At 64.2% G+C, this 16,373-nt stretch carries 19 protein-coding genes; 12 read left to right on the forward strand and 7 right to left on the reverse strand.

The window, feature by feature from the left end; translation table 11 throughout:
- The first annotated feature begins 33 nt into the window (after window positions 1-33).
- The gene (locus tag AC0L3P_RS22450; RefSeq protein ID WP_473305080.1) at window positions 34-1,356 is read left to right on the forward strand and encodes an aspartate aminotransferase family protein; all 1,323 of its coding nucleotides are present in this window, start codon (window positions 34-36) and stop codon (window positions 1,354-1,356) included.
- Window positions 1,357-1,375: 19 nt separating this feature from the next.
- A complete protein-coding gene (locus tag AC0L3P_RS22455) occupies window positions 1,376-2,278 on the forward strand; it encodes an amino acid ABC transporter substrate-binding protein (RefSeq protein WP_275167952.1) in 903 nt (300 codons plus the stop codon).
- Window positions 2,279-2,302: 24 nt separating this feature from the next.
- Here the strand turns inward: AC0L3P_RS22455 and AC0L3P_RS22460 are convergent, their stop codons facing one another.
- A complete protein-coding gene (locus AC0L3P_RS22460; RefSeq protein ID WP_473305083.1) occupies window positions 2,303-3,259 on the reverse strand; it encodes an AraC-like ligand-binding domain-containing protein in 957 nt (318 codons plus the stop codon).
- A gap of 180 nt (window positions 3,260-3,439) precedes the next feature.
- Here AC0L3P_RS22460 and AC0L3P_RS22465 point away from each other — a divergent pair, with 180 nt between their 5' ends.
- Both AC0L3P_RS22465 and AC0L3P_RS22470 read left to right on the forward strand, forming a co-directional pair.
- Window positions 3,440-4,456, forward strand: a complete 1,017-nt coding sequence (locus AC0L3P_RS22465; RefSeq protein WP_473305085.1) for a carbon-nitrogen hydrolase family protein — start codon at window positions 3,440-3,442, stop codon at window positions 4,454-4,456.
- A gap of 26 nt (window positions 4,457-4,482) precedes the next feature.
- Window positions 4,483-5,523 (forward strand): phenylacetaldoxime dehydratase family protein, encoded by a 1,041-nt coding sequence (locus tag AC0L3P_RS22470; RefSeq protein ID WP_275167949.1) that lies wholly within the window; start codon window positions 4,483-4,485, stop codon window positions 5,521-5,523.
- A 4-nt stretch (window positions 5,524-5,527) separates the two neighbouring features.
- On the opposite strand, the gene AC0L3P_RS22475 is transcribed toward AC0L3P_RS22470, so the two are convergent.
- Window positions 5,528-6,166, reverse strand: coding sequence for an HAD family hydrolase (locus AC0L3P_RS22475; RefSeq protein WP_473305087.1), 639 nt, complete (start codon window positions 6,164-6,166; stop codon window positions 5,528-5,530).
- A gap of 609 nt (window positions 6,167-6,775) precedes the next feature.
- Here AC0L3P_RS22475 and AC0L3P_RS22480 point away from each other — a divergent pair.
- Complete coding sequence (locus AC0L3P_RS22480; RefSeq protein ID WP_275167947.1) at window positions 6,776-6,976, forward strand: hypothetical protein; 201 nt, start codon at window positions 6,776-6,778, stop codon at window positions 6,974-6,976.
- A gap of 55 nt (window positions 6,977-7,031) precedes the next feature.
- Here the strand turns inward: AC0L3P_RS22480 and AC0L3P_RS22485 are convergent, their stop codons facing one another.
- Window positions 7,032-8,084 carry a TRAP transporter substrate-binding protein gene (locus AC0L3P_RS22485; protein ID WP_473305092.1) on the reverse strand — a complete coding sequence of 351 codons (1,053 nt, stop codon included), beginning with the start codon at window positions 8,082-8,084 and terminating at the stop codon, window positions 7,032-7,034.
- A 114-nt stretch (window positions 8,085-8,198) separates the two neighbouring features.
- Here AC0L3P_RS22485 and AC0L3P_RS22490 point away from each other — a divergent pair, with 114 nt between their 5' ends.
- The 5 genes from AC0L3P_RS22490 (at window position 8,199) to tsaA (ending at window position 11,541) form a co-directional block, all read left to right on the forward strand.
- Window positions 8,199-9,146, forward strand: coding sequence for a lytic transglycosylase domain-containing protein (locus AC0L3P_RS22490; protein WP_275167945.1), 948 nt, complete (start codon window positions 8,199-8,201; stop codon window positions 9,144-9,146).
- A 130-nt stretch (window positions 9,147-9,276) separates the two neighbouring features.
- Window positions 9,277-9,831: a hypothetical protein gene (locus tag AC0L3P_RS22495; protein ID WP_275167944.1), complete on the forward strand. Its 555-nt coding sequence runs from the start codon at window positions 9,277-9,279 to the stop codon at window positions 9,829-9,831.
- A 99-nt stretch (window positions 9,832-9,930) separates the two neighbouring features.
- On the forward strand, window positions 9,931-10,671 hold the full coding sequence (locus tag AC0L3P_RS22500) for an AzlC family ABC transporter permease (RefSeq protein ID WP_275167943.1): 741 nt from the start codon (window positions 9,931-9,933) through the stop codon (window positions 10,669-10,671).
- Window positions 10,668-11,018 (forward strand): AzlD domain-containing protein, encoded by a 351-nt coding sequence (locus tag AC0L3P_RS22505; protein WP_007603256.1) that lies wholly within the window; start codon window positions 10,668-10,670, stop codon window positions 11,016-11,018. The genes AC0L3P_RS22500 and AC0L3P_RS22505 overlap by 4 nt, the downstream gene beginning before the upstream one ends.
- A 31-nt stretch (window positions 11,019-11,049) precedes the next feature.
- The gene (gene tsaA / locus AC0L3P_RS22510; RefSeq protein WP_275167942.1) at window positions 11,050-11,541 is read left to right on the forward strand and encodes a tRNA (N6-threonylcarbamoyladenosine(37)-N6)-methyltransferase TrmO; all 492 of its coding nucleotides are present in this window, start codon (window positions 11,050-11,052) and stop codon (window positions 11,539-11,541) included.
- A 117-nt stretch (window positions 11,542-11,658) separates the two neighbouring features.
- Here the strand turns inward: tsaA and AC0L3P_RS22515 are convergent, their stop codons facing one another.
- Genes AC0L3P_RS22515 through AC0L3P_RS22530 form a run of 4 tightly spaced genes read right to left on the reverse strand, consistent with a single transcriptional unit; the run spans window position 11,659 to window position 14,655 of the window.
- Window positions 11,659-12,087 carry an HIT family protein gene (locus AC0L3P_RS22515; RefSeq protein ID WP_275167941.1) on the reverse strand — a complete coding sequence of 143 codons (429 nt, stop codon included), beginning with the start codon at window positions 12,085-12,087 and terminating at the stop codon, window positions 11,659-11,661.
- Between the two features lie 52 nt (window positions 12,088-12,139).
- On the reverse strand, window positions 12,140-13,381 hold the full coding sequence (locus AC0L3P_RS22520) for a GNAT family N-acetyltransferase (protein WP_275168400.1): 1,242 nt from the start codon (window positions 13,379-13,381) through the stop codon (window positions 12,140-12,142).
- A gap of 54 nt (window positions 13,382-13,435) precedes the next feature.
- Window positions 13,436-14,182 carry a glycerophosphodiester phosphodiesterase gene (locus tag AC0L3P_RS22525; protein ID WP_275167940.1) on the reverse strand — a complete coding sequence of 249 codons (747 nt, stop codon included), beginning with the start codon at window positions 14,180-14,182 and terminating at the stop codon, window positions 13,436-13,438.
- A 5-nt stretch (window positions 14,183-14,187) separates the two neighbouring features.
- Entirely contained in the window at window positions 14,188-14,655 is a 468-nt protein-coding gene (locus AC0L3P_RS22530) for a RidA family protein (protein ID WP_275167939.1), read from the reverse strand.
- 236 nt (window positions 14,656-14,891) lie between these two features.
- On the opposite strand from AC0L3P_RS22530, the gene AC0L3P_RS22535 reads away from it, so the two are divergent.
- A complete protein-coding gene (locus AC0L3P_RS22535; protein WP_275167938.1) occupies window positions 14,892-15,737 on the forward strand; it encodes a cell envelope integrity EipB family protein in 846 nt (281 codons plus the stop codon).
- 66 nt (window positions 15,738-15,803) lie between these two features.
- Complete coding sequence (locus tag AC0L3P_RS22540) at window positions 15,804-16,205, forward strand: RidA family protein (RefSeq protein ID WP_275167937.1); 402 nt, start codon at window positions 15,804-15,806, stop codon at window positions 16,203-16,205.
- Window positions 16,206-16,373 lie beyond the last annotated feature (168 nt).

The following is a 16,373-nucleotide window of genomic DNA, read 5'->3' on the forward strand; positions in this document are numbered from 1 at the left end:
GTGCGGCGGATGCCGCTTGCCCGAGGAGAACCCATGACTTCAGCGCTGAAACAGGCCGCCGACGAATTCCTCGTCCGCTATGGCGGAGACGTGTTTCCGAACCTCTTCACCTCGGCGAAGGGGACGATCGTGACCGACAGCGATGGGCGCGATTATCTCGATTTCACCTCGGGCCAGATGTGCGCCACCATCGGCCACAACCATCCGGCTATCGTCGCGGCGGTGGAGAGTGCAGGGAAGAAGGCCTTCCATCTCTTCAGCGGGATGATCCCCGAAGTGGTCGCCGAGCTCGCCCAGGTGCTGGCGAGGGATTGGCTGCCCGGGGATCTCAAACGCTCGATCTTCATCAATACCGGTTCGGAAGCAACGGAAGTCGCGCTCCGGATGGCCAAGATGTACACCGGCGGCTACGAGGTGCTCGTTCTCGGCGGCTCGTGGCACGGCATCACCGGCGGTGCCGCATCGGTCTCGATGGCAAGCGACCGCAAGGGATATGGCGTGCCGCCGCCCGGCGTGTTCGTCATCCCGGAGCCGAACGCCTTCCGGCCCTACATCGCAAAGGGCAGCGAGGACGAGTCTGCGCTCGCCAATCTCGAACTCGCCCTGAAGATGTTCGACATGCAGTCGAGCGGGAGGGGTGCTGCGATCATCGCGGAGCCCGTGATCAGCGCCGGCGGCGTGCTGGTGCCGCCGAAGGCGTTCATGGAGGCCCTGCGAAAGGCGGCTGATGAACGCGGCATGCTGCTGATCTTCGACGAGGCCCAGACTGCTTTCGGGCGTATCGGCAAGAAGACGGGATCCGAATATTTCGGGGTCGTTCCGGATATCATGACCATGTCGAAGACGCTCGGCGGTGGGCTTCCGCTTGCGGCGGTATCGACCACCGAGGCGATCGAGAGCAAGCTCCACGAGGATCACTTTACTTATTACACCAGCCACGTCTCCGATCCCTTGCTTGCCGAGGTCGGGCTCGCGGTGCTGCGCGTGATCACTGAGGAGAAACTTGTCGCACGCGCCAACGAGATGGGTGCCTACCTGCGAGGCCGGTTCGAAGGGCTCCAGCAGAAATACGAGCAGATCGGCGACATCAGGGGCATGGGCCTTCTGCTTGGCGTCGAGCTGGTCAGTGATCGCAACAGCCGACGCCCAGCCCACCAGCTTGGCGGCCTCACCACGAAGAAGTGCTTCGAGTACGGGCTGAGCATGAACATCCGCCGCCGCCCCGAGCGCGGATCGGTGTGGCGTATCGCGCCGCCGTTGACCGTCGCGACCGAGGAGATCGATCGCGCCGTTGAGATCCTTGATCGGGCTTTGAGAGAAAGTCTCGACGAGCTGTCGCGAAATCCCACTGCTTAGCAACTGGTTGGAGGCTGACATGATCCGCGTACACGCGCCGAAGCTCGCCATTGCCGTCGCATCACTCGCGCTGCTCGAAATGGGGGCCGCACAAGCGGCGAGTCCGACTTTGGAAAAGATCAGGGAGGTCGGCAAGATCAGCTTCGGCTACCGCGAGGCGTCGATTCCGTTCGCCTTTCTCGGAGCAGATCAGAAACCGACCGGGCTCTCGCTCGACCTCTGTGCCGCAGTGGCCGACAAGGTCAAGGTCATGTTGCAGCGGCTCGAGCTGGAGATCGAATACGTTCCGGTGAATGCGTCCAATCGCATCCCGCTGCTCCAGAACAGTACCATCGACGTCGAGTGCGGCAGCACGACCAATACGGCCGAACGGCAAAAGCAGGTGGCGTTCTCCGTTGCGACCTATGTGGCATCGCCGCGCTGGCTGGTGTCGGCCTCGTCGCAGCTGATGGAGCCGAAAGGACTTGACGGGCAGACGGTCGTCATCACGCAGGGCTCGCTGAATTTCGGGGTCGCCAAGAAGCTCCTCGATGACCAGAAGCTGAATGTGACAATCGTCCAGGCCAAGGACCACGCCGAGTCGCTCCTCATGCTGGGAACGGGTCGCGCCACGGCGTGGTTCGAGGACGATATCCTGGTTGCCGGTCTCGTCGCGAACGCCTCCGATCCCAGGGTTTTCCGGATGTTGGCGGCCACCTATGCGCCTTCTTACTATGGGCTAGTGACCCGCAGGGAAGATCCCGAGTTCAAGGCCGTCGTCGATGCCGCGATCAAGGAGAAGATGGTGTCCGGTGAATTCGGGAGGCTCTACGCGAAGTGGTTCGAGTCGCCGATTCCGCCGAAAGGGCAGAACCTCCAGCTTCCCATGAGCGAAGCGATGAAGGCCCGCGTCGCGTCCCCCAGCGATGCGCTTGTGCCGTAGGCGATGCTCTCGGCAAACCTTGCGTCAATGCCGCGACTGGCTCTGCCGGAAGTCGCGCGGTGACATCCCGAAATGCTCGCGGAAGACGCGGCCGAAATGCGAGACGTCGTTGAAGCCCCAGGCAAAGGCGATTTCGCTGATGTGGCGGTGGGCGAGTACGGGGGAGGCGAGGTCGCGCCGACATTGAGTGAGGCGCTCACCGAGGACGTAGCGCTGGAACGAGGTGTCGGCGTCGGCGAGGAGATCGTTGACATAGCGGGAGGATATGCCGAGCGCCGCGGCGGTCTCGGACAGCGAGAGGTCGGGATCGGCAAGATGCGCCCGGATATGCGCCTTCAGCCGGTAGAGCAGGGCGGAGCGATGGGTCGAGGACGGCAGCGGCGTCTTGCCCAGCCGCTCGCCCAGTGCCATCGCCAGGACATCGACGGCCTGTTCCGACAGAGCGGCGGCGTGGTGCGGATCGATCTGATCCGCGCTCTGGCAGAGCCGATAGATGAAATCGTAGGCGATCCTCTGCAGCGGCGAGTCCGGCCCGAAAGAGGTGGCGGTCAGGGTTTCGGTGGCGCCGAGCCGGCGCTGCAGCATCTCGCGCGGCACCTTGAAGATGGTCTGCGTGAAGGTGCCGTCGAACTTCAGCTCGTAGGGACGGGTGGTGTCATAGAGCGCAAACTCTCCCGGATGCACCACGGCCTCGCGGCCGTCCTGCACCACGCCGCCGGTGCCGCGATTGCCGAGCGCGATCAGGATGAAATCCTGATCTGAGCGCGCGATGCGCGAGGGCGTGCGCAACACGTGCTGACGGTCGGAGCAGACCTCGGAGCATTCCGCCTTGCCCAGTGGTGCCCGGGTGACCGAGCCACGAAAGGCGCTGCCAAGATCGGACTTGCAGTCGAGCCCGACGAAGACGTCGCAGACGATATCCTGCCAGAACGCAAGCCGGCGGTGGCCTGGGCTGTCGTCCGTGGTGAACTGGATTGGCATCTGCAGAGCCTCCCTTTCACATCCCGCAGTATCACGTGTATCGCACCTAACCGGAGGCAAATCCCGTACCGCCGTTCCAGTCGAGTTTTCGTGCCCGGGCGGTCGAGCCGGCCTTGTCCGGCTCTGGCTCAATAGACTGCATCGGACCTGGCTTCCGATCAACCGGCAAGGGAGGCGGCAATGGGCATCGAACATCCGAAATACAAGGTTGCCGTGGTGCAGGCGGCGCCCGCCTGGCTCGATCTCGACGCCTCGATCGAGAAGTCGATCGCCCTGATCAGGGACGCCGCCGAGAAGGGCGCCAAGCTGATCGCCTTTCCGGAAGCCTTCATCCCCGGTTACCCCTGGCACATCTGGATGGATTCGCCGGCCTGGGCCATCGGCCGCGGCTTCGTGCAGCGCTATTTCGACAATTCGCTGTCCTATGACAGTCCGCAGGCCGAGCGGCTGCGCGATGCCGTGCGTAAGGCCAAGCTCACTGCCGTGCTCGGCCTGTCCGAGCGCGACGGCGGCAGTCTTTATCTCGCGCAATGGCTGATCGGCCCGGATGGCGAGACCATCGCAAAGCGCCGCAAGCTGCGGCCGACCCATGCCGAGCGCACGGTCTATGGCGAGGGCGACGGCAGCGATCTCGCCGTGCACGCGCGGCCCGACATCGGCCGCATCGGCGCACTGTGCTGCTGGGAGCATCTCCAGCCGCTGTCGAAATACGCGATGTACGCCCAGAACGAGCAGGTGCATGTCGCGGCCTGGCCGAGCTTTTCGCTCTACGATCCCTTCGCACCGGCGCTCGGCGCCGAGGTGAATAACGCCGCCTCGCGGGTCTATGCGGTCGAGGGCTCCTGCTTCGTGCTCGCCCCTTGCGCAACGGTCTCGCAAGCCATGATCGACGAACTCTGTGATCGGCCGGACAAGCATGCGCTGCTGCATGCCGGCGGTGGCTTCGCTGCGATCTACGGCCCCGATGGCAGCCAGATCGGCGACAAGCTCGCGCCGGACCAGGAAGGCCTCTTGATCGCCGAGATCGATCTTGGCGCCATCGGTGTCGCCAAGAACGCCGCTGATCCGGCCGGGCACTATTCGCGCCCCGACGTGACCCGGCTCCTGCTCAACAAGAAGCGATACCAGCGCGTCGAGCAGTTTGCGCTGCCGGTCGACACCGTCGAGCCCACGGACATTGCCGCGGCGGCGAGCTGATCGCCGCAATCGAGGGAGGCACGCTCATGGAATCCGCAATTCCTCTGCATCTCGAGATCCCGCGCACGCGCCACAAGCGCGTGCCGGACGATTACCAGCCGCCATACCCGTCCTTCGTGGCGCGCTATAAGCCTGCCGTGAACCGCGTCGTGATGGCCTATTTCGGCCTGCAGTCTCGCGGCACGGCGCCGGCGGCTGCGACGGACGCGCTCTCTGACATCGCGGTGCGGTTTGCCGCTGAAGGCGGTCCTTCACATTGGGATCGCGCGCAATATGTTGATCAGGCTGGCTATGAGAACGTCGTCTCGGTGGCCTATTGGGACGACATTGCGCGGTTCGACAAATGGTTTGCGCCGGCGCGCGAGGCCTGGACCGGAACGCGGCCCGAGGGCATCGGGACTTTCATCGAGGTGCTGCGCCCCACGGTGGCGCGGCACGAGACGCTGTTTTCCTCGCTCGAGCGGCCCGAGGGCGTCGCCGCAATCGCCGGCGGAATGAGCGGCGAGGTGCAGGAGCACGCCTATTGGGGCGGCATGCGCGACCGCATCCCGCTGTCGCAGACCGATCCGATGTCGCCCGGCGGCAATCCCGAATTGATCCGCGACGGGGCGCGGCTGCGCGTGCAGGCGCACGACAATCTCTGCCTGATCCGATCAGGCCAGGATTGGAGCGATACCGAGTCGTCGGAGCGAAAGCTCTATCTGGACGACGTCGAACCGGTGTTGCGCGAGGGCATGGACTTCCTGCGCGATGACGGCCTCGGCATCGGCTGCTACGCCAACCGTTACATGCGCGTGCTTGCAGCCGACGGGGACGTGAGTGAAAAGTCCTACGGCCAAAGCTGGTGGAAGAGCCTGGCGGCGCTGGAGCGGTGGGCGGAATCGCATCCGACCCACGTCAGGATATTCGGCGCCGCGATGAAGTACCTGTCGACGCTCGGCCCCTCGGCAAAACTGCGGCTCTACCACGAGGTCACCGTGGCTGCTGCCGACGAGCAGTTCTTCGAGTACCTCAACTGTCACGCCAAGACCGGCATGCTGGCGGCGGTGGAGACCGTCAGCGCTTGATCGACTAGAGCACGCAATGGCCGAGCAGCTCGGGATGCGCCGCGCAGATGTGATGCGCGCCGGCATCCCGCAGTTCGGCCTCGCTGCCGTAGCCATAGAGCACGCCGATCGCGGTCATGCCGTTGGTGCGGGCGCCGACCACGTCATGGCTGCGGTCGCCGATCATGATCGCGCTGGCGGGATCGACCTTGGTTTCGCCGAGCGCGTAGCGCAGCAGGTCGCGCTTGTCGACGCGCGTGCCGTCGAGCTCGGAGCCGAATACTCGCTCGAAATACGGTTTTAGGCCAAAATGCTCGACGATACGGGTGGCGTAGACCGCGGGCTTGCTGGTCGCCACGAACATGCGCGGTGTTGTCGCGGCAAGCGTTGTCAGCGTATCCATGATGCCGGCATAGGCCCCGTTCTCGAACAAGCCGACATCGCTGAAGCGTTCGCGATAGAGCAGCAGCGCCCGGTCGGCGAGTTCCGCGCTGCCCGTGAGCTTTTGCAGGCTGGCATGCAGCGGCGGCCCGATGCACCAGGTCAGTTCGTCCTCGCTCGGCACCGCGACGTCGAGCCGCTCCAGAGCGTACTGGATCGAGCGCGTGATCCCTGGCTTGGGGTCGGTCAGCGTGCCGTCGAGATCGAAATAGAGTGTCACCATATTGCCGCGCCTGTGTTGATACCGCCGCCTATTGCCAGGCCTAAACGAGGCCGCGGACCAAGGCAAACGCGCAACCATTGTCACGCCGAAATCCGGCCCTCCTGATATGGCCTATCCCTTAAAGCTCGCTATTCGCGGGAGGGAAGCGTAGAGTGGCGCCATCACCGCCTTCCATTGGCATCGACCGGTGACTGAGGGTCACCAGCGCTCCCGCCGACTGAGCAGGAGCGTGCATGACTCGAGTTCGTCTGGTCGACTGGATCCGCCGGAGAGCGCTTCTTCTCGCATTGATACTTGGCACATTGATACTTGGCACATTGTTGCAAGGCGCTGTCGCGGCAGGACCGGACTGCCGGGCGATCGAAAGCACGAGCGGACGTCTCGCCTGCTACGATGCTGCGTTTCCTCCGAAGGAAAAAAAGCCCGCTGCTGCGGAGGGCGATGGGTCCCGTGCTGCCTACAAGGACCCGTTCGTGGCGGAAGAGGCCAGAACGGCAGCGAAGCTGAAGAACATCTGCCGCGGCTGTTGAGGGTTGCTCGTTCGCCGCGTTCTCGTTCATCGGCGAGTCCGAACGAGAGATCGAGACGAATTTTTTCAGGAGAGGCCGGATGAGCGAGCGACTTGAAACTCTGAAGAAGGCCCGTGATCGCATGATCGAGGACAGGGACGCGCATGCGAAAGTGCTGGCCGCTCCCTTTGTGCGCGACACCGCCGAGCGCGCGCGCAACAAGTTTATCGAGATCCAGGCGCTGATCGATGCCCTCGACCGCGCCATCCGGGGCGAAATCTCGGTTCCGGTCAAAAACTAAGGCAGTAGGCAGCGACACCGGCGGAGCGTTCATTGCTGATGCCGCTAGCGCTCCCTCATTGCTGTCTCGCCCATTCGACGATGGCGGTCGCCTCCGCGCCTGCCCGGGTTTCCCAGGCGGCGATCGCGTCCTTTGCTGCCTTCCGCAGCTCCGTGACAAGGAACGCAGGCGCCGGCTCGGCGATATGGACGCCATTGTCGCGCATGCGCGCATAGTTCTCGATGGTGCGGTGGGTCAGTAGTGCGAGCTGGCTCTGTTCTGTCTCGGCCGCCGCGGCCAGCACCTCGCGCTGCATCGGCTCGGACAGTTCGGCAAAGGCATCGCTGCGGACGAAGGCGATCGAGATTGGCATCGCGTAGTTGATGGCCGTGAAATGCGGCAGGAAGTCCCTCAATTTGCGCCCCGCGCCGCCGTCGCCGGAGGTGAGGAAGGCATTCAGCCGGTGCTCCTTCAGTCCGGCGAGCGCCGCGTCCATCGGCAGGAATTGCGCGTTTGCGCCGGCCGCGCGCATGACCTCGGTGGAATTGGCATCGTAGGTTCGCAAGTTCAGTTTCGGCAGGTCATCGGCATTTTCGAGCGACCGCTCCGACCACAGGCCCGTGGCGGGCCAGATCGTCACATAGAGCAGCTTGAGGCCGCGCGCCGCGAGCGCCTTCTCATAGAGCGGACGCGCCCGCAGATTGGTGGCGCGGGCGAGATCGACCGATTGCACCAGGAAGGGCAGGGTGGACAATCCGAGCACGGGGTCGAGGCCCGAGAGCGCGCCCGCGAAGGCATCGCCGCCCGCGATCCGGCCGTCCAGCGCCGCGCGCGGCATCTCGCCCGAGTTGATTTTGAGCTGGTTGTCGAAGGCGTTCGTCACGGTCACGAAACCGTGGGTACGGTCGGAGACGCGGCTGGCGAAGGTCGTGAGTCCAATCCCGGAGATGTTATTCTCGGGGTATTCCGTGGTCATCCGCCAGGTGACCTGGGATGTAACTTGAGACGCGACTTGAGACGTCACCTGCGCGGCGGCTGGCGCGACGCTCAGGATGAGCGCGGCGAGGGCAAGGATCGCGCGGATCCGTTTGGCGGGGTAACGCATTGGGAGAAGCAGGTCAGGCAGCATATATTGGCGACTCGTCGAACCATGGCACGATGCCACAACATTGTTGATCGCACTGTCGCATGCCGCGCCGAGGCGCGCCACCGCCATGCCTGCAAAGGATGGGTGCAGATTGCGATGTGCATCATCCCCGCGCTGCTTGTCTCGGCGACACAGGCTGCGGCGTGGGACAGTTCGCCCGCCAAGACCGATGTCGCCGTCCCCAGCGTCGAAGAGCTTGCGACGCCGCCGGCGAAGCCCGCCGATGCGCGCGAGAGCGACACGCGGGAGTCGATCTGCCTGATTATCGAGGCCGCGGCGCGCGATGCCAATCTGCCGCTGGAGTTCTTCGCCCGCGTGATCTGGCAGGAGAGCCGCTTTCAGAGCGATGCGGTTGGCCCGGTGACGCGCAGCGGCGAGCGGGCGCAGGGGATCGCGCAATTCATGCCGGGCACCGCGAGCGAGCGCGGGCTGCTCAATCCGTTCAATCCGGTGCAGGCGCTGCCGAGATCGGCCGAATTTTTGAACGAGCTGCGCAACCAGTTCGGTAATCTCGGCCTGGCGGCGGCTGCCTACAATGCCGGGCCGCGCCGGGTGCAGGAATGGCTCGCCGGCACCGGCGGCATGCCGGAGCAGACCCGCAATTACGTTTTTGCCATCACTGGTACGAGCGTTGATGCCTGGGCCAAGGCAGGCGCGACCGGCAAGGGGCCGCCCAGCGCGCCGCCGACGAGCTGCCGCGATCTGATGGCGCTTTTGAAGCGCGCGCCGAATGCCTTCGTCGCCGAGCTCGAGCAGCATGTGGAGCTCGCGGCCGCTAAGATCTGGGGCGTGCAGCTCGCCGCGGGCTTTGACCGCAACCGGGCGCTGGCGATGTATTCCCGCGCGGTCACGCGGCTGAGCGCCGTGATCGGCGAACGTGATCCGAGCCTGCTCAGCTCGGTGATGCGCAGCCGCGGCACGCGCGCCTTTTACCAGGTGCGCATCGGTGCCGATACTCGGAGCGAGGCGGATGAACTCTGCGGTCGCATACGCAAGGCTGGCGGGGCATGCTTCGTGCTGAAGAACCGCGGTGTGAGCGGGTAGGAGAGAGCTGGAGCTGCTCCGTGGTGAGGAGCGAGGTCAAGCATTGCTTGATCTTGCGCGTTGGATGCAACCGTGTGAAAGGACAATCGACGCGCGAACAGACCCGCGGAGAGTGGAGCTTCGGAACCTGATGCAGGTGATCGGCGACGCAACACCCGCAGATTCCGCCGGAACGGTCCAAAGAATTGCTCTGGCGTGCGCTTGTGTGGCGAGCCTAGTGCTCTGGCTTGCCTTGAATGCAGACTTCTCCAACGCTCTATTGTGGGCTGCGAAGCTGGAAGGGCATCCGATCAGCGGAACCGTCGGGGTGAGCAAGGTCGTCATCTGCCTCGGCTGGAACTCGTTGGCGTTCTGGCTCATCTGCCACCGGTACCAGATAAGAATGACCGCCGTTTTGGCGCTGTTGGCGGTCACTCTCGTTGCCTGGATCGGCTCCAGCGTTGTCGACATCAAGTTTTTTGATCTGCCCGTCGCCAAACTGATTGTCCAGTCGGTGCCGCTTACGCTGTTGTACACTTTCAAGCTGCCATTGATCGCCATCGCTCTCGCATATTTCATCGTGACCAGGCGGGCGTCCATTCATGCTTTTGAACGGCTATCCTTGGCAGGCTCATTGGGCCCGTGTGCGATCATGGTGTGGACCGGCTTGTTCGATGTGATCTCTCCGGGCATCGCCTGGCGCTAGGCAACGTTGACGGTGCATGCCAGCCCCGCCGCACGCTTTCTTGACGCGAACCGCTGTATTGCCCGTTATGGGGCACGATTCCTCCCGGCCAAGACTCCCGTGGCGCTTCCTCCGCTCGATTCACCTCAATGGCAAAGTCCGTGGCGCGCCTTTGCGTGGGGGCTGCGCTCGATCACGCAGACGATCCTCACACTGGTCCTGTTCGCGACCTATCTCGGCATTGGCGCGCTCGCGCACGATACCCATTTCAGCCTGCTATGGGCGCTCTGCTCGACGCTGTTCGTCTGGGCAGGTCCGGCGCAGATCATCCTGATCACCACGCTTGGCTCCGGTGCAACAATCGTCCAGTCCGCGATCGCGGTCACCGTCAGTGCGATCCGGCTGTTTCCGATGGTGGTTTCGGTGCTGCCGCTGATGCGCACGCCCACGACGAAACGGCGCGAGCTGTTTTTTGCGGCGCATCTCACCGCGGTGACACTGTGGGTCGAATGCCATCGCTTCCTGCCGCAGGTGCCGCGTGAACGCCGGATCGCCTTCGTCAACGGACTTGGCTTCGGTCTTGTCTCGGTGTGTCTCACCGCCAACACGGTCGGCTATTTCCTCGCCGCCAACCTGACCCAGACGCTTGGCGCGGCGATCCTTTTGCTGACGCCGTTGTCGTTCCTGTTCTCGACCGCACGCAACAGCCGTGAGGTCGCCGACGTCGTCGCGCTGACGCTCGGGATCCTGCTCTATCCACTGGCCGCGAAGATGAACTCCGGCCTCGACATTCTCGTCAGCGGCCTCGTGGCTGGCACGATCGCCTATGGCGTGCATTGGTGGCGGGAGGTGCGCGCATGAGCTTTGCGCAACTCATTGGCGACTGGCACGCGCTGGCGGTGCTGTTCGTCGCCGGCGTTGTTCCCAACCAGATATGGCGCATGCTGGGCCTGTGGTTCGGGGGCGGCATCGACGAGGGCTCCGAGCTTCTGGTCTGGGTGCGGGCGGTCGCCACCGCGATCCTGGCCGGCGTCATCGCCCAGATCGTGGTGGAGCCGCCCGGGGCGCTTGCGAGTGTGCCGGATGCCTTACGCTACGGTGCGGTCGGCGCCGGCCTCGTCGTCTTCCTATTGACCCGCCGCTCGATCTTCGCGGGCGTGGTCGCGGGTGAAGTCTTCATGCTGGCCGGCAAGTGGTGGTTGGGCTAAAACCGCCGGCGAACAGCAGGGAATTGGAAATATGGTTCGCGAAAACGAGCTCCGCGAGGGTGAAGTCTCTATCGAGCTGCCGCCGACGCAGGATGCCGGCCTCGTCTTCATCGGCCGCATCCGCACGCCCTGGAGCTCGCGGATGGAGACCCCGCGCCAGGGCCGGACAGACGGCCCGATATGCCGCCTCGAGATCTTCGAGCCGTTCGTGCCGGCGATCAAGGGTGTCGATTTCTACAGCAATCTCGAAGTGCTCTACTGGCTCGACAAGTCGCGCCGCGACATTGTCCTGCAAAGCCCGAAGAACAACGAGAAGACCCGCGGCACGTTTTCTCTGCGCTCGCCGGTGCGCCCCAATCCGATCGGCACCTCGATCGTGAAGCTGGTCGGCATTGAGGGCAACGCGATTCTGGTGCGCGGGCTCGATTGCCTCGACAACACGCCGCTGATCGACATCAAACCAGATCGTTGCGAGTTCACGCCGCTGGCTGCTCCGCAGCCGGGGGATTTCCAGACGGAGTAAGGGGCGCGCTCCGCCCCACCGTCATTGCGAGGAGCTCTTGCGACGAAGCAATCCAGACTGTAGCCGCGGAGGCAGTCTGGATTGCTTCGCTGCGCTCGCAATGACGGGTGGAGAGCGTCAGCCCGCCTTCAACGCTGCGATCAGCTTGGTCGCGTTCTCTTCCAGCACCTTGACGTCTTCCTTGCGGCTGGCGGGCGGAAGCATCGCCACGCCGTCGTGGCGCGGCATCACATGCATGTGGAGATGAAACACCACCTGTCCGCCGGCCGCCTCGTTGAACTGCTGCACGGTGATGCCGTCAGCCCTGAACGCCGTCATCGCTGCGGCAGCGATCTTATGCGCGCCGCGGGCGACATGGGCGTAGTCATCGGGCTTGATGTCGAGGATGTTGCGGGCAGGAGCTTTTGGAATCACCAGCGTGTGGCCCGGTACCCGCGGCATGATGTCGAGGAACGCGAGCACGTGCTCATCCTCGTAAACCTTGTGGCAGGAGAACTCGCCGCGCAGGATCTTCGCGAAGATGTTGTTGGGGTCGTAGGCTGTCATGGCGGCGGCTCCCTAGAATTTTGCGCTTACTGTCACCAGCCGCAACGAACCGTCAAGGCGCCTCGTCGGCGCCTTTGCGGAACGGGCCGAGCTCGGCCAGCTCCCGTCCGGCTTCCGCAACATAGGCGCGCTCGCGCTTGAGGTAATCGTCGATGGCGCGGCGCAAGCCCGGATCGGCGATGAAATGAGCGGAGTGGGTGGTCCGCGGCAGGTAGCCGCGTGCGATCTTGTGCTCGCCCTGCGCGCCCGCTTCGACATTCCCCAGGCCGCGTTGGATGGCGAAGTCGATCGCCTGATAATAGCAGACCTCGAAATGCAGGAAGGGATGATGCTCGACCGCACCCCAGTTGCGGCCGAACAGCGTGTCCGAACCGATGAAGTTGATCGCGCCCGCGATCCAGCGATCGTTGCGGCGTGCCATGACCAGCAGCACGTCCTGGCTCATGGTCTCGCCGATCAGCGAAAAGAATTCCCGCGTCAGATATGGCCGGCCCCATTTGCGCGAGCCGGTCTCCATGTAGAACATGAAAAACGCATCCCATGCGTCTTCGGTGATGTCCTTGCCCGTGAGGCAGTGGATGGTGATCCCGGCAGCCAGCGCATCGCGCCGCTCGCGCTTGATCGATTTGCGGTGGCGGGAGTTCAGCGTCGCCAGGAAATCGTCGAAACTCGCAAAGCCCTCGTTGTGCCAATGGAACTGCTGGTCGGTGCGCTGGAGGAAGCCGTGCTCGGCGAGCAGCTTCCACTCCGCCTCGCGCGCGAAAGTGACGTGCACCGAGGAAGCCTTGCTGACGCCGCACAGCGCCACCAGCCCACCCGCCAGGGCCTCCATGATGCGCGCGTGGTCAACGCCGTCGCGGACCAGCAGCCGCGGTCCCGTCGCCGGCGTGAAGGGAACTGAAACCTGCAGCTTCGGATAGTAACGCCCGCCGGCGCGCTCGTAGGCGTCCGCCCAGCCGCGGTCGAAGACATATTCGCCTTGCGAGTGCGATTTCAGATAGCAGGGCACGACGCCGGCGACGCGGCCGTCGATCTTGGCCACGAGGTGCCGCGGCCCCCAGCCGGTGCGGATCGTTGCCGAACCCGATTTCTCAACGGCGGATAAAAACGCGTGGGAGACGAAAGGGTTATAGGCAGGCTTTGAGAGGCCGAGGGAATCGCCTGGAAGCCCGGATGAGGTTCCCTTGCCATGCCCGTTACAGGACTTGCCGGGATTGGCGCAGGCGTCCCAGTCGTCCGGCGATACTTCGCCAATGGAAGGTACGGCCTCAAGGGTGATTTCGGATGGTGCCATCATGCCCAAGATCGTGCATTGCAGCAGCGACTTCAAGAGTGGGGAACATCAAGCCTACGGTACGAAGCCCTCGAAGATCATCTGATCCGCATATTGTGTGACCCGCGTCCGTTGCTCGGTCGTACGCACGGTCCAGCCGAGCAGAGCGCAGCCGAACACATTGCGGGCGATCCAGGGGGCGGGGGCGGGCAGGTCGTCGACCCTGAAGGCGACGAAATCCGGCTGGGTCTGGAAGCCGTGGCGCAGGTACAGCATGCTGTCGCGCTGCTGCTGGGTCAGGTAAGCCCAGTATTCGTCCTCATAGCTCCGCTGCGCGACGATGCCGCGGGGGCGGGAGGGCAACAGCTCGCGCAGCGCCAGCACCTGGTCCGGATCGAATGACATGCCGACGGCGGGGCCGTCATAGGATGCCAGCACCTCGGCCATCCGCTTCACCAGCTTGCGGTCGCCGTCAAAATGGCTCTTGACCTCGATCACCAGCGGCACGCGGCCGGCGACCAGGCCGCAGAGATCGCTGAGCGACATCATCCGCTCGGCCGTGTCCTTGAAGGTGAGCGCCTTCAGCTCAGCGGCGGTCTTGTCGACCAGCGGCCCGGTGGTTTCGGTGAGGCGGCCGAGCGCATGATCGTGATGCACCATGGCCTCGCCGTCGGCGGAGAGCTGGATGTCGACCTCGATCGAGAAATTGCCCGCAATCGCGGCCTGTACCGCGCCCGGCATGTTCTCGACGATGCCGCGGGCAATGTCGTGCAGGCCGCGATGGGCGACGGGGCGGGCTGTCAGCCAATCAGGAGCGCGCATTCGCCTCAGGCGACCTCGAACACGCCTTCGACCTCGACCGCCGCATCTGCGGGCAGGGAGGCGACGCCGACGGTGGTGCGGGCATGACGGCCCTTGTCACCGAAGGCAGCGACCATCAGGTCGGAGGCGCCGTTGAGGACCTTCGGCCCGTCCAGGAAGTCCGGCGCCGAGTTGATGAAGCCGCCGAGGCGCACCACGCGCACGACCTTGTCGAGGTCGCCGAGCGCCGCCTTGACCTGGGCCAGCAGGTTGACGGCGCAGCCGCGGGCGGCTGCGGCGCCCTCTTCGATGGTCACGCCGGCGCCGAGCTTGCCCTTGGCGATCAGCTTGCCGGCGGGATCGAAGCAAACCTGGCCCGAGACGAACAGCAGATTACCGGTGCGCACAAACGGCACGTAATTGGCTACCGGGGTGGGGGCCTCGTGTAGCTTGATGCCCTGTTCCGCCAGCTTCAGCTCGACCGTGCCCGCCATGTCCGACCCTCGTTGTCCAAAAATCCATCCGCCCGGGCGCATCTGTTGCAGCGCGGGCGAGCCCTGTTTCGCCCATCGTGCCGCCACATGCAAGCAACCCTCGGGGGTGGCAATTTGTTGAGGCGGGGCAGAAGGTTCAACCCAGGGGCCGCAACTTTACGTGAAACGGCCTCAGTTGCGACGCAATGGAACGGTCATTAAAATGTCGAATCTGCGCTTTCCCCAAGGGACCAGACATGCTGCACCTTTTCCGGACTTCGCTCGGTGTGACGGCGCTCGCGGCGGCCGCTCTCGGCCCCGGAGGCGGGGCGCTGGCCGCGAATGGTCCGTTCCTCGCGCATCAGGCGCTCTATGATTTGAGCCTGGTGAAATCGCGCTCCAATTCGATCAACAGCGCGCGCGGCCGCATCCTCTACAATTTCACGGGAAGTTCGTGCGAGGGCTACACCTCCGAATTCCGCCAGGTCTCCGAGCTGGACAGCGGCGAGGGCAAGGTCACGCTGAGCGACCTCCGCTCCAACTCCTGGGAGGACGCCGGCGGTAAAAGCTACCGCTTCAAGATCGAGACGCGGATGAACGAGGCGGATGCCGGCCGGGTCGACGGCTCGGCAGAGCGCGACGGCGACCACATTAACGTCAAGCTGAAGCTGCCGGCGCCGAAGAGCTTTACGCTCGACGGCAAAATCGTATTCCCGACCGAACAGATCCAGCGCATCATTGCCGCTGCCAAGGACGGCAAGTCGCTGCTCGAGCTCTCCGTCTATGACGGCTCCGACGATGGCCAGAAGGTCTACAACACGCTGACCGTGATCGGCCAGCCGATCCCCGCTGAGCGCGAAGGCTCGCCCGATCCCTCAACGTCCGACGAGCACATGAAGTCGCTCAAGCGCTGGCCAGTCACCGTGAGCTATTTCGACCGCGAGGCCCAGCGGAAGGAAGGCGAGCAGACGCCGGTCTACGCGATGGCGTTTGAGCTCTACGAGAACGGCGTCTCGCGCCAGCTTGTGCTCGATTACAACGATTTTGTGATTTCGGGCGCGATGGGCAAGTTCGACGCGAAGGACAGCAAGCCCTGCAATTGAGGGCTGGTCTGCAACGCGGTCTCTGGCTACGCTCCCTTCCAACCACAAACGTCCGGGAGGCCAGACATGCCCAAGCTCGATCATCTCCGCCCCAGCGGCCTGCATCACAATCCCGCCTATTCGCATGTCGTCACCGCCACCGGTGCGCGGACGATCTACATCTCCGGCCAGGTGTCAGTGGACGAGGAAGGGCGGATTGTCGGCGAGGGCGATCTGGCCGCGCAGACCACGCAGGTGATGCAGAATCTCGGGCATGCGCTGAAAGCAGCCGGCGCGAGCTACTCTAATATCGTGAAGATCACGACCTTCGTCGTGAACTACAAGCCGGAGCTGCGACCGATCATCGGCAAGGCCCGGTCGGCCTTCTTCGAAGGCATGGAGCCGCCGGCCAGCACGCTCGTCGGCGTCTCGGCGCTCGCCGCGCCGGAATGGATGATCGAGATCGAAGCGGTCGCGGTCGCGGATTGAGGTCTTTCCCGTAGCCCGGATGGAGCGCAGCGCAATCCGGGAAGCTGTGTCCGCAGATGCACTGTCCCGGATTGCGCGGCGCGCCAAACCGGCAAAGAGTTCGTGGCCATTGACAAAAAATTGAAGAAACCCAAAGCGTAGTACCCCCAGTAAACCCGCACAAAAAAA

The sequence above is a fragment of the Bradyrhizobium sp. WSM4874 genome, from assembly GCF_055811835.1.

What these genes read in the sequence shown, in the direction of transcription:
- AC0L3P_RS22450 (WP_473305080.1), top strand. Translation starts at nt 34, where the DNA reads ATGACTTCAGCGCTGAAACAGGCCGCCGACGAATTCCTCGTCCGCTAT.
- AC0L3P_RS22455 (WP_275167952.1), top strand. Translation starts at nt 1,376, where the DNA reads ATGATCCGCGTACACGCGCCGAAGCTCGCCATTGCCGTCGCATCACTC.
- AC0L3P_RS22460 (WP_473305083.1), bottom strand. Translation starts at nt 3,259, where the DNA reads ATGCCAATCCAGTTCACCACGGACGACAGCCCAGGCCACCGCCGGCTT.
- AC0L3P_RS22465 (WP_473305085.1), top strand. Translation starts at nt 3,440, where the DNA reads ATGGGCATCGAACATCCGAAATACAAGGTTGCCGTGGTGCAGGCGGCG.
- AC0L3P_RS22470 (WP_275167949.1), top strand. Translation starts at nt 4,483, where the DNA reads ATGGAATCCGCAATTCCTCTGCATCTCGAGATCCCGCGCACGCGCCAC.
- AC0L3P_RS22475 (WP_473305087.1), bottom strand. Translation starts at nt 6,166, where the DNA reads ATGGTGACACTCTATTTCGATCTCGACGGCACGCTGACCGACCCCAAG.
- AC0L3P_RS22480 (WP_275167947.1), top strand. Translation starts at nt 6,776, where the DNA reads ATGAGCGAGCGACTTGAAACTCTGAAGAAGGCCCGTGATCGCATGATC.
- AC0L3P_RS22485 (WP_473305092.1), bottom strand. Translation starts at nt 8,084, where the DNA reads ATGCTGCCTGACCTGCTTCTCCCAATGCGTTACCCCGCCAAACGGATC.
- AC0L3P_RS22490 (WP_275167945.1), top strand. Translation starts at nt 8,199, where the DNA reads ATGTGCATCATCCCCGCGCTGCTTGTCTCGGCGACACAGGCTGCGGCG.
- AC0L3P_RS22495 (WP_275167944.1), top strand. Translation starts at nt 9,277, where the DNA reads ATGCAGGTGATCGGCGACGCAACACCCGCAGATTCCGCCGGAACGGTC.
- AC0L3P_RS22505 (WP_007603256.1), top strand. Translation starts at nt 10,668, where the DNA reads ATGAGCTTTGCGCAACTCATTGGCGACTGGCACGCGCTGGCGGTGCTG.
- tsaA (WP_275167942.1), top strand. Translation starts at nt 11,050, where the DNA reads ATGGTTCGCGAAAACGAGCTCCGCGAGGGTGAAGTCTCTATCGAGCTG.
- AC0L3P_RS22515 (WP_275167941.1), bottom strand. Translation starts at nt 12,087, where the DNA reads ATGACAGCCTACGACCCCAACAACATCTTCGCGAAGATCCTGCGCGGC.
- AC0L3P_RS22520 (WP_275168400.1), bottom strand. Translation starts at nt 13,381, where the DNA reads ATGGCACCATCCGAAATCACCCTTGAGGCCGTACCTTCCATTGGCGAA.
- AC0L3P_RS22525 (WP_275167940.1), bottom strand. Translation starts at nt 14,182, where the DNA reads ATGCGCGCTCCTGATTGGCTGACAGCCCGCCCCGTCGCCCATCGCGGC.
- AC0L3P_RS22530 (WP_275167939.1), bottom strand. Translation starts at nt 14,655, where the DNA reads ATGGCGGGCACGGTCGAGCTGAAGCTGGCGGAACAGGGCATCAAGCTA.
- AC0L3P_RS22535 (WP_275167938.1), top strand. Translation starts at nt 14,892, where the DNA reads ATGCTGCACCTTTTCCGGACTTCGCTCGGTGTGACGGCGCTCGCGGCG.
- AC0L3P_RS22540 (WP_275167937.1), top strand. Translation starts at nt 15,804, where the DNA reads ATGCCCAAGCTCGATCATCTCCGCCCCAGCGGCCTGCATCACAATCCC.